Raw genomic sequence first — 14,252 nt, 5'->3', positions numbered from 1 at the left:
GGCGGCGGGTCGACATCGCCACCGACGTCGACTGGCACGAGACGGAGAAGTTCCTCAAACTGGCCTTCCCCCTCGACGTGCGCGCCGAGCGCTACGCCGCCGAGAGCCAGTACGGCCACGCCTACCGCGCCACCCACACCAACACGAGCTGGGAGGCGGCCAAGTTCGAGGCGTGCAACCACAAGTTCGTGCACCTGGAGGAGCCCGGCTGGGGCGTGGCCGTGGTCAACGACTCCACCTACGGCCACGACGTGACCCGGACCGTGCGCGAGGACGGCGGCACCACCACGACCCTGCGGGTGTCGCTGCTGCGCGCCCCCCGTTTCCCCGACCCCGAGACCGACCAGGGCAGGCACACCTTCCGGCACGCGCTGCTGCCCGGCGCGACGATCGGCGACGCGGTGCGCGAGGGCTGGTTCCTCAACCTGCCCGAGCGGGTGCTCTCCGGTGCCGCCGAGGTAGAACCGCTGGTCACGGTGGACGACGACGCGGTCGTGATCACCGCGGTCAAGCTGGCCGACGACGGCAGCGGCGACGTCGTGGTGCGCTTCCACGAGTCCCGCGGCGGCCGGGCCGCGGCCACGCTCACGGCCGGCTTCCCCGTCACCTCGGTGACCGTGACCGACCTGCTGGAGCGCCCGCTGGCCGAGCCCGAGCGGCCCGGCCGGTCGATCCCGGTGACGTTGCGGCCGTTCGAGCTGGTCACCCTGCGGCTCGGCCGCTGACCGCACGTTCCCGGTGAGGGGCGCCCGTCCGGGCGCCCCTCACCTGCGTTCACGGCGGAGTCGTCAGGGGGTGTAGACGGCCGAGCTCCCGTACAGCTTGTTGGTGAACGCGGAGATGTAGGAGGCGGTGTTCGCCGAGGTGAGGTTGTAGGTGAGGAAGACGCCGTACCCCTCGGTGACCGTACGGCGGGCGAGGGAGGCGGCGGTGGACGAGCTGGTGCCGGTGAAGGACACGGCGGCCGGCGACAGGCGGGACCTGGAGGTCGGGCCGTTCGGCACGGACCAGGTGCCGTACCAGGGGTTCCAGGCGTAGTCGAAGGTGTTGTTGATGCTGACGCCGTTGTAGGACAGGCGGTCGGCGGCCGGGCCGATGTCGTACAGCGTGATGAGCTTGTTCGGCAGCTTCTGGCGCAGGGCCTGGACCAGGTAGACGAAGGAGAAGGCGTTCGGCTGGCCGGTGCCGTTCCTGCCGTACTCGACGTACTCGTCGTCGAAGTCGATGCCGTCGAGCCCGTACGTCGTCACCACGTCGGCCAGCTCCTGGGCGAACGCGTCGGCGGCCTGCTGGGAGGGGAAGTTCGCGAAGCCGGCGCCCTGGTGGTTGCCGAGGATGGACAGCAGGACCTTGATGCCCCTCTGCTGCAGCGGACGGACCTCGGTCGCCACGTTGTCGAGCACCCGCTGCACGTTCTCGTTGCAGTGGAGGTAGGCCTTCGTGCCGTCGTAGTTGATGTTGGCGGCGAAGATGACCGCGATGTCGAACACCTGCGCGCCGCCTCGGGCGAGCGTGTACTTCGCGACGTTCGTCATGCTCTCGCTGTTGACCTCGATGTAGACCACCGAGAGCGGGCCGGTCTTGCCGGCCGCGCGGCGCTCGGCGTGTGCCGCGGTGGGTAACGCGGCACCCACGGTGGTCGCGGCCAGCGCTGCCAGCAGGGTCCTTCTGCGCATGAGCGGTGAACTCACGATCGGCTCCTCAGGGCATGGGGGGATGATTTGCTATATCGGTTAAGTCCAGTCCACTCGTCTTCGCGAGGCTGCGTGGGGGCTGGAGATAAATCGGTATAGCGCCTCGATCATCGGCAGCCCGGGGCCCGCTGTCAAGGTGTCGCCGGCGCGGAAAAGGCGCCGCGGGCGCCGGAGATCTCTCCGGTGGTAATGTTCCGTATATCCAAATATTTAGATGTATGGAGCAGTGATGACGAAGGTGCTGATTGTCGGTGCCGGCGCGCTGGGGCAGGTCTTCGGGGCGTGGCTGGCCGCGGGCGGGGCCCGGATCAGCTATCTCGTGCGGCCGGGCCGGGAGGGCTGGGAAGGGGCTTCGCTGTACCGGCTCAGGCGGGGGCGGGCGCCGGTCGCCGAGCGCGTCACGCCGTACGAGGTGCGCAGCGAGCCGCCCCGCGAACGGTGGGACATGGTGTGGCTCTGCGTGGACTCGCCGGCGCTGCGCGGCGACTGGACGGGCGCGCTGCGCGCGGTGACCGGCGAGGCGACCGTGGTCACCATCGGCCAGGATCCGGGCGATCTGCGCACCCTCGCCGGCGTCTGGCCGCGGGAGCAGATCGTCCAGGTGACGCCGACGCTGCTGGCCTACCAGGCGCCGCTGGAGCGCGAGGTTCCCGCGCCGGGCGTGGCGTACTGGGTGCCGCCCGGCACGGCGACCGGCGTCACCGGAGCGCGCGCCCCGCAGGTCGTCGCCGCGTTGCGGGCCGGCGGCGTGCGGGCCAGGCGGGTGACGCGGGCCGGCGCGGGGGAGCTCACCGCCGCCCGGATGATCCCCTACATCGCCGCGCTGGAGTCCTCCGGCTGGCGGCTGCCCGCGTCGGGCCCGCGGTTGCGGGGCGCCGCCGCGGCCGTCCGGGAGGCCGTCGCGGTGGTCTCCGCACAGCACGGGCTGCGCGCTCCCGTCCCCGTTCCGTCCTGGGCCGTGGGGCTGGCGTTGCGCGTGCTGCCCCGGCTGCTCCCCTTCGACCTGCGCCGCTACCTGGAGACGCACTTCACGAAGGTGAGCGCGCAGACACGCCTGATGCTGGACGGCTGGATCGCCGAAGGGTCCGCCAGGGCGCTGCCGGTCGGCCGCCTGTCCGCCGTGCGCGACTCGTTGCCCGCATGAGCGGCTCGATCGAGGCCCGGGACGTCCTCGCGCTGTTCGCGCGGACCCGGCCGCTGTTCACCGCTTTGGGGGACGAGCGCAGGCAGGAGATCGTCGTCCACCTGCTGGAGTCCGCTGAGCCTCGCAGCGTCGGCGACATCGCCGCGCACCTGGAGCTGTCCCAGCCCGCGACCTCCCACCACCTCAAGATCCTGCGCGACGCGGATCTGCTGACGGTGCGGCGCAAGGGCACCCTGCGCCTGTACGACCTCAACGCCGACGCCTATCCGGAGCTCCTGACGCCCCTGCGCGACCTCATCACGATGATCATCTCGTGCGCCTCCGGCCTCGGCGAACAGCCGGGCGGTCACTAGAGATCGACGACCGCCCGCGCGCCTTCCCGTCCCGGTCTGTCACATCGGGACCGGCTGTCCCGTCCTCGCAGTGCTGTCCATCCAGGCGACGCGTGAAGGAGCAGGGGCGATGAAGGTAGTGCTGGCCGGGGCGACCGGCGCGATCGGGCTTCCGCTGTTGTCGGCGCTGGCCGCGGCGGGGCACGACGTGGTCGCCGTCGTCCGCGATCCCGCCAAGCGGCGGCTCGTCACCGAACGCGGCGCGGACGCCGTCGTCGCCGACGTGCTCGACCGCGACGCGCTGCTGCGCGCGCTCGACGGGCAGGCCGCCGACGTCGTCATGCACCAGGCCACGGCGCTGCGCGGCGCCTCGCGCAGGCTGCGCCCCGACGACCCCACCCTCGCCCTGCGCGACCGGGGGACCGCGCACCTGCTCGACGCCGCGCGGGCCGTCGGCGCGCGCCGGTTCGTCACCCAGTCGCTGATCACCGGGTACGGCTACCGCGACCACGGCGACCGGGTGCTGACCGAGGACGACGAGTTCGGCGTGCACGTCGGCACCGTCGCCGACCTGGTGACCGACTCCAGCCTGGCGACCGAGAGCCAGGTGTTCGCCGCCGAAGGCATCGAGGGCGTCGCCCTGCGCTACGGCATGTTCTACGGCAGGAACGCCTTCAGCGACCTGTTCGCCGACATGATGCGCAAGCGGGCGCCCGTGCTGCCGCGCGGCAGCACCGGCACCACCTCCTTCGTCCACGTGGACGACGCCGCGGCGGCCGCGGTCGCGGCCATGGAACGCGGCGGCGCGGGCCAGGCGTACAACATCGTGGACGACCGGCCGATGAGCTGGCGCGACTTCCTGACCGCGGTCGCCCGCGCGCACGGCACACCGCGTCCCGTCGTGATTCCGAGATGGCTGGTCCGGCGGGCCGTGCCGTACCTGGGCTGCCTGCTGATGGACACCACGATGCGGGTCTCGCACGCCAAGGCCACCCGCGACCTGGGCTGGACCCCGGTGCACCCGAGCGTTCCCGACGGACTGGAGGACATGAGATGACGAACGGTTACAGCAGGCCGGCCAGGATCTTCGTCCAGGTGGCCGTGGCGGTCGGCGCGCTGACGATGCTGGGCTTCGGCGTGTGGATGCGCCTCGACCCGGCCGGTTTCGCGGTCTTCGCCCGCTTCCCCAATCACGTGCACTTCCTGCACGACGCCGGGGTCTTCCAGATCGGCATCGGGCTGATGATGCTGAGCGCGCTGGTGTGGCGCGACGTGCTGTCGGTCGTGCTGGTCGGGTTCCTCGTCGCCAACACGCTGCACGTGGTGAACCACGCGGCCGACCTGGACCTCGGCGGCAATCCGGACAACTGGTGGCAGCTCGCCCTCCTCTCCCTGCTGACGCTGGCCGGCCTCGTGGTGCACCGCAGGCAACTCGGCCGCCGGTCACGGGCGCGGGGGTAGGCCAACGGCGGCGCGGCTCGGTGTCCGATAGCTTGCGACAATCCGCGTGCCATGACATGAAGGAGTGCTCATCGTGACATCCGAGACGTACCCGGCGGCTGACCTCAGCGAGTGGGATGCCGCGCTGGCCGGGGCGTTCGAGATCCTGCTCGGCGGAGAGCCGGCCGCGCACCCTGCCGCCAGGTACGGCGTGTACTACGCCTCGGACACCTTCGACGAGTTCCTGTTCCCGAATGCCTGGGCCACCGCCGACGCGCTGTCCGGCCGGGAGGCGCGGCGCCTCCCGGATCCGGACGGTGAACACCCCTTCTCCCCGTGGACCTGGCGCTTCGACCTGGGCGGGTCGCTGTTCTGGTTCGACCCCGATCTGCTGGCGGGAACAGGGGCATGGGGCGAGGACGGGCACAAGGGCCCTCGGCCGTTCGGCGACGCCTTCGTCGCCGACCTGCGGGCCGTGTCCGCGACCGATGAAACCGATGAAGTCCTGGTGCACGGCGCACAGCTGGGGCCGCTCCTGGGCCGCCACGGCGTCGATCTGACCGGCGAGGAGTGCGAGAGACTGAACGGCTGGCTGACCGTGCTGCTGCGCGTCGCCACCGACGGCACCCTCACCGACGCGATGCGGGCCGCCACGTTCACCGAACGCGGCCCCGGCCACCTGGTGTCCGTCTCGGACATGCGTCACGCCCGCTCCGCCGCCCAGCCTTGGGAGGAGCGGCTGGGCGCGGTCACGCACCCCGCGCTCCGCGACCATCTCCGCCTGCTCTGTCTCGCCGAGGGCGACGCGCGCAGCGAGGGCGGCTTCTACCGCGGCGACGGCCCCTGGCCGTGGACCGACGTCCTGGAGGCGGTCGGCTGCTCGCTGGTCGCGGGCTGGGGATTCGGCGAGTCCCAGGCCGGCACCGCCGTCGTGCGCCTGCCGGACCAGCCGGAAGCACGCTGACGACCTAGGCAAGTCATATCACCTGACTCGCATAAAAATGACAACTAGGCATTGCTGATATCTCAACCCACTCGTACTGTGATCCCAGTCGCTCCGTAGAACGAAGGAGATCCAGTGCCCCCCAGTCACGATCCTCGACCGGCCGGCTGGCGAGTCGGCGCCGACATCGGCGGCACCTTCACCGACGTCATCGCGCTGGGGCCGGACGGCCAGGTCGTCCCCATGAAGGTGTTGTCCACCCCGCCCGACTACGGCGCCGGCGTGGTGGCGGCGACCACCGGCGTGCTCTCCCTGGCCGGCGCCCGGCCCGAGGCCGTGGTCGCGATGCTGCACGGCACGACCGTCGCCACCAACGCGATCCTGTCGATGAACGGCGTGCGCACCGCGGTGGTCACCACCCGCGGCTTCCGCGACGTGCTGGAGATCGGGCGGCTGCGCCGGCCGGTGCTCTACGACCTGTCATGGTCCAAGCCCGAACCCCTCGCCCGGCGACGCGACCGGCACGAACTCGACCAGCGGATCACGGCCGACGGCCGGCTCGGCCCACCGGCGAGCGAGGACGAGATCCGCGCGCTGGCCGGACGCCTGCGCGCGGACGGCATCGAAGCGGTGGCCGTGTGCCTGATCAACTCCTACGTCCGCCCTGACGAGGAACGGCGGGTCGCCGCACTGCTGCAGGCCGAACTGCCCGGCGTGTACGTCACGGCGTCGGTCGACGTCTCCCCGCAGCCGCACGAGTTCGAGCGCATGAGCACCGCCACGGTCAACGCCTACGTCGGCCCCACCGTGCACGGTTACCTCACCCGGCTGGAAGCGGGGCTGCGCTCGGCGAAGGTGCGCGCGCCCCTGCTGGTCATGCAGTCCAGCGGCGGACTGCTCGACGCGGCCTCCGTCGCGCGGCGGCCGGTGCAGATCATCGAGTCCGGTCCGGCGGCCGGCGTCACCGCCGTGCAGAAGCTCGCCCAGCTGATCGGCCTGTCCACGGTGGTCGCGTTCGACATGGGCGGGACCACGGCGAAGGCGTCCCTGATCGAGCACGGTGAACCGTTCGTCTCGGCCGACTACGAGGTCGGCGGCGGCATGAACGGCGCCCGCGGGCTCAGTTCCGGCGCCGGGTATCCGGTGCGGGCGCCGTCGATCGACATCGCCGAGGTCGGATCCGGCGGCGGCAGCATCATCTCCGTCGACGCGGCGGGCGCCCTGCACGTGGGGCCCGTCAGCGCCGGCTCGCGTCCCGGCCCTGCCTGCTACGGCCAGGGCGGCGAGCTGCCGACCCTGACCGACGCCAACGTGACGCTCGGCTACCTCAGCCCCGACGCGCTGGCCGGCGGCCGGGTGGCGATCCACCCGGAGCTGGCCGTGAAGGCGTTGTCACCGGTGGCCGAGCAGCTCGGCGACGACGTGGCGGGCGCCGCGCGCGGCGCGTACCAGGTGGCGGTGTCGAGCATGACGACCGCGGTCAAGGCGGTGACCAGCGAACGAGGGCGTGACCCGCGGGAGGCCACCATGGTCGCCTTCGGCGGCGCGGGCCCTCTCTACGCCGCCGCGCTGGCCCGCGAACTCGGGATCTCGACCGTGATCGTGCCCGTGCATCCGGGACTGTTCAGCAGCCTGGGCCTGCTCGTGGCCGACACCGAACGCCAGGAGCTCACCCCGTACCGGGCCGGCTTCGCCGACGTGGGCGCGCTCGCCGCGGAGTTCGCCCGGCTGTCCGCCCACGTACGCGACCAGCTGGGCGCCGACGCCGTCGTGGACCGGCTCCTGGACATGCGCTACCGCGGCCAGCGGTTCGAACTGCGGATCCGGGTGCCCGACGGCGACCTCACCGAGGACCTGCTCGCCGAGACGCGGTCCCGCTTCCACGCCGAGCACCGGCGCACCTACGGCCGGGCCGGCACGGACGAGCTGGTGGAGCTGGTCAACCTCCGGGTACGCGGCCGGCTCCCCACCCAGGTGTCCATCGCGGACGTGCTGAGCCTGCCCCTCGCCCCCGGCGGCGAGCCCGCCGTCCGCGAATGCCGGTTCGACCGGACCGTGCCCACGCCCGTCGTGGACCGGTCGGATCTCGGCCCGGAACCGGTCGAGGGGCCGATGGTCATCGAGGACATGGACGCCACCACCCTCGTCCCGCCCGGCGCCCGGGTGCACCGCGACCGGCTCAACAACATCGTCATCACCTGGAGCGCCTCATGATCCGCGACGCCGTGACCTTCGAGGTCTTCCGCAACGCCGTCACCGGGATCGCCGACGAGATGGCGATCACGATCCTGCGCACGGCTCACTCGCAGCTCGTGGCGTCCAGCATGGACTTCTCCGCCGCCCTGTGCGACGCGCGGGGCCGGGTGATCGCCCAGGCCAACACCCTGCCGGTGCACCTGGGGTCCATTCCGGACGCGATGGAGGCGATCCTCGACGAGTTCGGCGACCGGATCCGTCCGGGAGACGTCTACCTGCTCAACGACCCGTCCCTGGGCGGCATGCACCTGCCCGACATCTTCGCGGTCGCCCCGGTGTTCGCCGGGGAGGACCTCCTGGGCTTCGCGGTCACGGTCGTCAACCACACCGACGTCGGCGGGTGGGCCGCCGGCTCGATGGCCGTGCAGTCGACCAGCATCTTCGCCGAAGGGGTGCAGATCCCGCCGTCGTGCCTGGTCGAGGCCGGCACGGTGAACGAGACGTTCCTGCGGCTGATCCTGCGCAACGTCCGCGAGCCCGAGCTGCTGCGCGGCGACCTCGAATCCCAGCTCGCGGCCTGCCACACCGGAGCCGAGGGGCTGCGCGCCCTCGCGGCGCGGCACGGCGTCCACGGGCTCGCCGCCCTCGTCGACGAGCTGCTCGACTACTCCGAGACCCTGCTGCGCGCCGCGCTCGCCGAGGCCGTCCCGGGCGCCTACGAGTTCCTCGACCACATCGACGACGACGGTCTGGGGTCCGGGCCGATCCCGATCCGCGTCAAGGTCACGCTGTCCGGGGCGGGGATCGAGCTCGACTTCACCGGCTCCTCGCCGCAGGTGGACTCCGCGCTCAACGCGACGGCCTCCTTCACCCGCTCCGCCGCCTACGCCGCCCTGCAGGGCGTGCTCGCCTCCGACATCCCGGCCAACAGCGGCTTCTACCGGCCGTTCAGTTTCGTCATCCCGGAAGCCTCCATCCTCAACGGCCGGCGGCCGGCCGCGCGCGGCGCCCGCGGGCTCGTCGGCTTCCGGATCATCGACGCCGTGCTCGGGGCGCTCGCCCCGGTGTTCCCCGCCCGGGTGCCGGCCGCCGGGGAAGGCGGGCCCGACGGGATCGCGATCGGCCTCGTCGGGCCGGACGGGGAGTCCATGGTGTTGTGGGACCCGCTGGCGGGCGCGTGGGGCGCGCGTCCCGACCGCGACGGCGTGGACGGGATCAGCTCTCTGGGCGCGAACCTGACCAACACGCCGGTCGAGGAGCTGGAACGCTCCGGTCACCTCCGCATCGACGGTTACGGCTACCTCCCCGACAGCGGCGGAGCGGGCCGCTGGCGTGGCGGCCTGGCGACCTTCCGCGACATGACGCTGCTGGCGGCCGAGGCCAAAGTGCAGATCAGGTCCGACCGGCGCACATTCCTGCCGTACGGACTGGCCGGCGGCGCGCCGGGAACCCCCTCGCTCAACATGCTCGACCCCGGCGGTCCCGGTGAACGGGTGCTGGAGTCCAAACCGCACTTCGAGATGACCGCGGGGACCCGCCACCGGCACGTGACCGCCGGCGGCGGCGGGCACGGCGTCCCCTTCGAACGCGTCCCCGAACTGGTCCTCGAAGACGTCCTCGACGGCAAGGTGACCCACGAGGGAGCCGAACGGGACTACGGCGTCGTGATCACCGCGGACGGCGCGATCGACCGGGACGCCACCGCCAGGCTGCGAGGCCAGGCGCGCTGAAGCCGCCGCACACCCCCCACACCGATTGGAACCCCCCATGAGTTCACCCGTCGCGACCCCACCGAGCACCGTCTCACCGCGCACCTGGCGCAAGGTGGGCGTCCGCATCATGCCGCTGGTCGGCCTCGCCTACGTGGCGAGTTACATCGACCGCGCCAACGTCGGTTACATCGCCGCGCCCATGTCCCGCGACCTGGGCCTCGGCAGCGGCCAGATCGGCCTGGCCGCCGGACTGTTCTTCATCGGCTACGTCCTGTTCGAAGTGCCGAGCAACATGATGCTGAGCCGGTTCGGCGCGCGGAAGTGGATCGCCCGCATCATGATCACGTGGGGGCTGGTCACCGCGGCGACCGCGGCCGTGAACTCCCCGGCCACACTGTTCGCCGCGCGGCTCCTCCTCGGGTTCGCCGAAGCCGGCCTGGCCGCCGGGATCCTGCTCTACCTGACGTTCTGGTTCCCGCGCCGCCAGCGTTCCTGGGCGCTGTCGACCTTCATCGTGATGATCCCGCTGTCCTCGATCATCGGCTCTCCGCTGGCCGCCGCGCTGCTGGAGTGGGGCCAGAGCCTGTTCGGCATCGCGGGCTGGCGGGCGCTGTTCCTCGTCGAGGGCATCCTGACGGTCGTCGTCAGCGTCCTGATCTTCGTTTTCCTGCCGAACCGCCCGGCCGACGCGCGCTGGCTCGACGACGAGGAGAAGGCCGCCATCGAGAACGTCCTGGCCGCAGAAGCCGCCGAACAGCGCGCCCGCGGGGCGCTCACCGGGCTGCGCCAGGCGCTGACCAGCGGCCGGGTGTGGGCGATGGCCGTGACGTGGTTCGCGATCGCGTTCGGGCTCTATCCGCTGCAGTTCTTCCTGCCCACGATGATCAGGTCCCTCACGCAGAGCGTCGGTGAGTCCGCCGACGTCAGCAGCGTGCTGCTGTCCGCGATCCCCTACGTGGTGGCCGCGGTCGCCCTCCTGACCTGGGCTCGCCTGGCCGCGCGCTGGACGGCGGTCACGGCCACGGCCGTCCCGATGGCCCTCGGCGCGGCGGGGCTGCTGCTGGCGACCTTCACCAGCAGCGGCACGCTGTTCGTGCTCGCCGTCTGCCTGAGCGTCGCCGGGATCATCACCGCGATGCCGCAGTTCTGGCGGATCCCGGCGATCGGCCTGACCGAGGCGGCCGCCGCCTCCGGCATCGCCCTGATCAACTCCGTCAGCAACGTCAGCGGATTCATCGGTCCCTACTTCACCGGGACGATCGCGTCCGCGACCGGCAGCTTCACGTACGCGCTGCTGGCCATCGCGATCATCATGGCCGCCGGGCTGGCCGTCCTGCTCACCGCGGGACGCCGGATGGAGCGGCTGGACGGGAGCCTGTCATGACCGCCGCCGACCGGCAGGGAGGCAGGGCGTGAACGCCGCGCTGCTGCACCGGCTCCGGGCCGAGCTCGACGAACGCCGGGCGACCACCGGGCTGCGCCGCGACCTCGTGGTCTCGGGCGCCCAGGGGCCGGCGCTCGGCGTGGGAGGGGAGTGGCTGGTGAACTTCGCCTCCAACGACTACCTCGGGCTCGCCGGCGACCCGGAGGTCCTCGACGCGGCCCGGCGGGCGCTGCGCGAGACGGGGCTCGGGGTGGCGGCGGGCCGGGTGCTCTGCGGCACCCGGGCCGTCCACGGCGAGCTGGAGGCGTGCATCGCCGAGCTGGTCGGCGCCGAGGACGCGGTGCTCCACAACTCCTGCTTCGACGCGAACCTCGGCCTCTTCGACGCCCTGCTCGGCCCGCAGGACGTCGTCCTCAGCGACGCGCTCAACCACGCCAGCCTGATCGACGGCATCCGCCTCACGAGGGCCCGGCGGCGCGTCTTCGCCCACGCCGACCTCGACGAGCTCGAACGCCACCTCATCGAGTTCGCCGGCGCTCGCCACCGCCTCATCGTCACCGACGGCGTCTTCAGCATGGACGGCGACGTCGCCGCGCTGCCCCGGCTCTGCGAGCTGGCCGAACGCCACGACGCGGTGCTCGTGGTCGACGACTCGCACGCCACGGGGGTGCTGGGCACGACCGGCGGCGGCACCGCCGAGCACTTCGGACTGAAGGGACGCGTCGACGTGCTGACGGGGACGCTCGGCAAGGCACTGGGCGGCGCAGCGGGCGGCTTCGTCGCGGGCGACCGCGCGCTGGTCGAGACGCTGCGCCAGGTCTCGCGGCCCTACATCTTCACCAACGCCATGGCCCCCGCGCTGGCCGTGGCGGCGCTGGCGGCGATCCGCATCGCACGACGGCGTCCCGACCTGCGGGAACGCCTGGCCGCCAACACCGCCTGGCTCCGCCGGGCGTTGCGCGACCTCGGCTACGAGGTGCCGCCGGGGGAGCATCCGATCATCCCCGTGATGCTGCGCGGCGGCACGCTGGCCCGCGACGTGGCGGCGGCGCTCCGCCGCGAGGGCGTGCTCGCCTTCGCGCTCTCCCACCCGGTCGTCCCGGCCGGCGAGGAGCGGATCAGGGTGCAGGTCTCGGCCGCGCACACCGCCGGCCAGCTCGAACGGGCGGCGGCCGCCTTCGGCCGGGCGCGTGCCGTCCTGGCCGGCTCATGAGCAGCGCCGAGGGGCTGCGGGCGCCGACCAGCGCCGACGGCCGGGAGCTGGCGGGCCGGGTCGCGATCGTGACCGGCGGGGCCCGCGGCATGGGCCTGGCCGCGGCACACGCGCTGGCCCGCCGCGGCGCGACCGTGGCGGTGTTCGACCTGGCCGCGCCCGGCCCGGGAGAGCTGGCGGCGACGCTGGCCGTGCCGGCGGACCGCGTCCGGTCGCTCGCGGTGGACGTCACGGACGGCGACCAGGTCGAGCGGGCGTTCGCCGCCCTGCTGGCGGAGCTGTCGCGGCTGGACATCCTGGTCAACGCCGCGGGCGTCGCACCGCCGACCCCGTTCGAGGAGATCACCCGGGCCGAGTGGAACCAGGTGCTGGCGGTCAACGTGCTCGGGACGGTCCTGTGCTGCCAGCAGGCGCTTCCCGCGATGCGCGCCCGGAGCTGGGGCCGCATCGTCAACTTCTCCTCCACCGCCGGCAAGACCATCAGCACCGCGGGCGGCGCCCATTACACGACGGCGAAACACGGCGTCCTCGGGCTCACCCGGCACCTGGCGAAGGACTACGGGCCCGACGGGATCACGGTGAACGCCGTCTGCCCGGGACTCATCGACACCCCGATGGCCCGCGCGCTGCTGCCCGGAGAGGCGCTCGAACGCGCCACCCGGTCGTTCCCGGTGCCCCGCGTCGGGCAGCCCTGGGAGGTCGCCGAGCTCGTCGCCTTCCTCGCCTCGGACCGCGCGGCGTACATCACCGGGGCGGCCATCGACATCAACGGCGGCGACCTGATCGTCTGACGCGGCGCCGCCGAACACCCGCAACCAGCACCCCACGAGAAGGTGAGCTTTCTGTGAGCACAGGGACAGTCAGGATGATCCGGCACCGGATCGACGGCCGCGAGACCGCCGGCCGGTCGAGCCGCACCGCCCCGGTATGGGACCCCGCGACCGGCGCGCATCAGGCCGACGTGCTGCTGGCCGAGCCCGCCGACGTCGACGCCGCGGTACGGGCCGCGCGTGCCGCCCTGCCGGGCTGGGCCGACACCTCGGTCATGCGGCGCTCGCGCTTGATGTTCGCCTTCCGCGAGCTGGTCGACAAGCACCTCGACGACCTCGCGCGGCTGGTCTCCGCCGAGCACGGCAAGGTCCTCGACGACGCCAGAGGCGAGCTCGTCCGCGGCCTGGAGGTGATCGACTTCGCCTGCGGGATCCCGCACCTGCTCAAGGGCGAGTACTCCGACCAGGTCTCGACCGACGTCGACCTGTTCTCGTTCCGGCAGCCGCTCGGCGTCTGCGCCGGGATCACGCCGTTCAACTTTCCCGCCATGGTCCCGCTGTGGATGCATCCGATCGCGATCGCGACCGGCAACACGTTCGTGCTCAAGCCCTCCGAACGCGACCCGTCGGCGGCCAACCTCATCGCCGATCTCTACGCCGAAGCCGGTCTGCCCGACGGCGTCTTCAACGTCGTCCACGGCGACAAGGTCGCGGTCGACGCGATCCTCGACCACCCGGACATCGACGGCGTGTCGTTCGTCGGCTCGACGCCGGTCGCGCGGTACGTGTACGAGCGCGCGACCGCTGGGGGCAAGCGCGTCCAGGCGCTCGGCGGCGCCAAGAACCACGCCGTCGTGCTGCCCGACGCCGACCTCGACCACGCCGCCGAGCATCTGGTCGCGGCCGGGTACGGCTCGGCGGGCCAGCGCTGCATGGCGATCTCGGTCGCCGTCGCGGTCGGCGACGTGGCCGAGCCGCTCGTCGAGCTGATGCGCGAGAAGGCGCAGGCGATCAAGGTCGGACCGGGGCTGGAGTCCGGGTCCGAGATGGGGCCGGTCGTGTCGGCGGAGGCGCTGGAACGGATCAGGGGCTACATCGACTCCGGCGTCGCCGCGGGCGCCGAGCTCGTCGTCGACGGGCGCGAGCTCGACCTCGGGGGCGACGGCTTCTTCGTCGGGCCGACGCTGTTCGATCACGTCAGGCCCGAGATGGACGTCTACCGCGACGAGATCTTCGGCCCGGTGCTCGTCGTCGTGCGGGTCGGCTCGCTCGAAGAGGCGATCGACCTGATCAACGGCAACAACCTGGCCAACGGCACGGCGATCTTCACCAGGGGCGGCCACGCGGCGCGCCTCTTCCAGCGCTCCGTGCAGGTCGGGATGATCGGCGTCAACGTGCCCATCCCGGTGCCCATGGCGTTCCAC

The 14,252-nt window shown here is 72.4% G+C and carries 13 protein-coding genes; 12 read left to right on the top strand and 1 reads right to left on the bottom strand.

The features are described 5' to 3' along the window. Positions 1-725, top strand: a 725-nt coding sequence (locus tag ACWCSD_RS33075; protein WP_449920763.1) for a glycoside hydrolase family 38 C-terminal domain-containing protein, incomplete at its 5' end; no start/stop codon positions are given. A gap of 63 nt (positions 726-788) precedes the next feature. Here the strand turns inward: ACWCSD_RS33075 and ACWCSD_RS33070 are convergent. Continuing rightward, positions 789-1,691, bottom strand: coding sequence for an endo-beta-N-acetylglucosaminidase H (locus ACWCSD_RS33070; RefSeq protein WP_358297833.1), 903 nt, complete (start codon positions 1,689-1,691; stop codon positions 789-791). A gap of 232 nt (positions 1,692-1,923) precedes the next feature. On the opposite strand from ACWCSD_RS33070, the gene ACWCSD_RS33065 reads away from it, so the two are divergent. From ACWCSD_RS33065 to ACWCSD_RS33015, 11 genes are all read left to right on the top strand, one after another. After that, positions 1,924-2,838: a ketopantoate reductase family protein gene (locus ACWCSD_RS33065; protein ID WP_449920761.1), complete on the top strand. Its 915-nt coding sequence runs from the start codon at positions 1,924-1,926 to the stop codon at positions 2,836-2,838. Next, complete coding sequence (locus ACWCSD_RS33060) at positions 2,835-3,191, top strand: ArsR/SmtB family transcription factor (RefSeq protein WP_358297827.1); 357 nt, start codon at positions 2,835-2,837, stop codon at positions 3,189-3,191. The genes ACWCSD_RS33065 and ACWCSD_RS33060 overlap by 4 nt, the downstream gene beginning before the upstream one ends. Positions 3,192-3,300: 109 nt before the next feature. Further along, on the top strand, positions 3,301-4,227 hold the full coding sequence (locus ACWCSD_RS33055; RefSeq protein ID WP_449920757.1) for an NAD-dependent epimerase/dehydratase family protein: 927 nt from the start codon (positions 3,301-3,303) through the stop codon (positions 4,225-4,227). After that, the gene (locus ACWCSD_RS33050; RefSeq protein WP_397159830.1) at positions 4,224-4,631 is read left to right on the top strand and encodes a hypothetical protein; all 408 of its coding nucleotides are present in this window, start codon (positions 4,224-4,226) and stop codon (positions 4,629-4,631) included. Before ACWCSD_RS33055 ends, ACWCSD_RS33050 begins: the two co-directional genes overlap by 4 nt. 73 nt (positions 4,632-4,704) lie before the next feature. Beyond that, entirely contained in the window at positions 4,705-5,574 is an 870-nt protein-coding gene (locus ACWCSD_RS33045; RefSeq protein WP_449920753.1) for a hypothetical protein, read from the top strand. 114 nt (positions 5,575-5,688) lie between these two features. Continuing rightward, entirely contained in the window at positions 5,689-7,767 is a 2,079-nt protein-coding gene (locus tag ACWCSD_RS33040) for a hydantoinase/oxoprolinase family protein (protein ID WP_449920750.1), read from the top strand. Further along, positions 7,764-9,479, top strand: coding sequence for a hydantoinase B/oxoprolinase family protein (locus ACWCSD_RS33035; protein WP_449920748.1), 1,716 nt, complete (start codon positions 7,764-7,766; stop codon positions 9,477-9,479). The genes ACWCSD_RS33040 and ACWCSD_RS33035 overlap by 4 nt, the downstream gene beginning before the upstream one ends. Before the next feature lie 37 nt (positions 9,480-9,516). After that, positions 9,517-10,845 carry an MFS transporter gene (locus ACWCSD_RS33030; protein WP_387676289.1) on the top strand — a complete coding sequence of 443 codons (1,329 nt, stop codon included), beginning with the start codon at positions 9,517-9,519 and terminating at the stop codon, positions 10,843-10,845. A 28-nt stretch (positions 10,846-10,873) separates the two neighbouring features. Further along, positions 10,874-12,058, top strand: a complete 1,185-nt coding sequence (locus tag ACWCSD_RS33025) for a glycine C-acetyltransferase (RefSeq protein ID WP_449920744.1) — start codon at positions 10,874-10,876, stop codon at positions 12,056-12,058. Next, positions 12,055-12,849 carry an SDR family NAD(P)-dependent oxidoreductase gene (locus tag ACWCSD_RS33020; RefSeq protein WP_449920742.1) on the top strand — a complete coding sequence of 265 codons (795 nt, stop codon included), beginning with the start codon at positions 12,055-12,057 and terminating at the stop codon, positions 12,847-12,849. Before ACWCSD_RS33025 ends, ACWCSD_RS33020 begins: the two co-directional genes overlap by 4 nt. A 74-nt stretch (positions 12,850-12,923) precedes the next feature. After that, on the top strand, positions 12,924-14,252 hold a 1,329-nt coding region (locus ACWCSD_RS33015), incomplete at its 3' end, for a CoA-acylating methylmalonate-semialdehyde dehydrogenase (RefSeq protein WP_449920766.1).

This window comes from Nonomuraea sp. NPDC001684, assembly GCF_053596515.1.
Note: the sequence above shows the minus strand (reverse complement) of the source record. Positions and strands in the feature narration are given on the sequence as shown.

Coding starts and splice junctions, on each gene's coding strand:
- ACWCSD_RS33065 (WP_449920761.1), top strand. CDS start 1,924: ATGACGAAGGTGCTGATTGTCGGTGCCGGCGCGCTGGGGCAGGTCTTC.
- ACWCSD_RS33060 (WP_358297827.1), top strand. CDS start 2,835: ATGAGCGGCTCGATCGAGGCCCGGGACGTCCTCGCGCTGTTCGCGCGG.
- ACWCSD_RS33055 (WP_449920757.1), top strand. CDS start 3,301: ATGAAGGTAGTGCTGGCCGGGGCGACCGGCGCGATCGGGCTTCCGCTG.
- ACWCSD_RS33050 (WP_397159830.1), top strand. CDS start 4,224: ATGACGAACGGTTACAGCAGGCCGGCCAGGATCTTCGTCCAGGTGGCC.
- ACWCSD_RS33035 (WP_449920748.1), top strand. CDS start 7,764: ATGATCCGCGACGCCGTGACCTTCGAGGTCTTCCGCAACGCCGTCACC.
- ACWCSD_RS33030 (WP_387676289.1), top strand. CDS start 9,517: ATGAGTTCACCCGTCGCGACCCCACCGAGCACCGTCTCACCGCGCACC.
- ACWCSD_RS33020 (WP_449920742.1), top strand. CDS start 12,055: ATGAGCAGCGCCGAGGGGCTGCGGGCGCCGACCAGCGCCGACGGCCGG.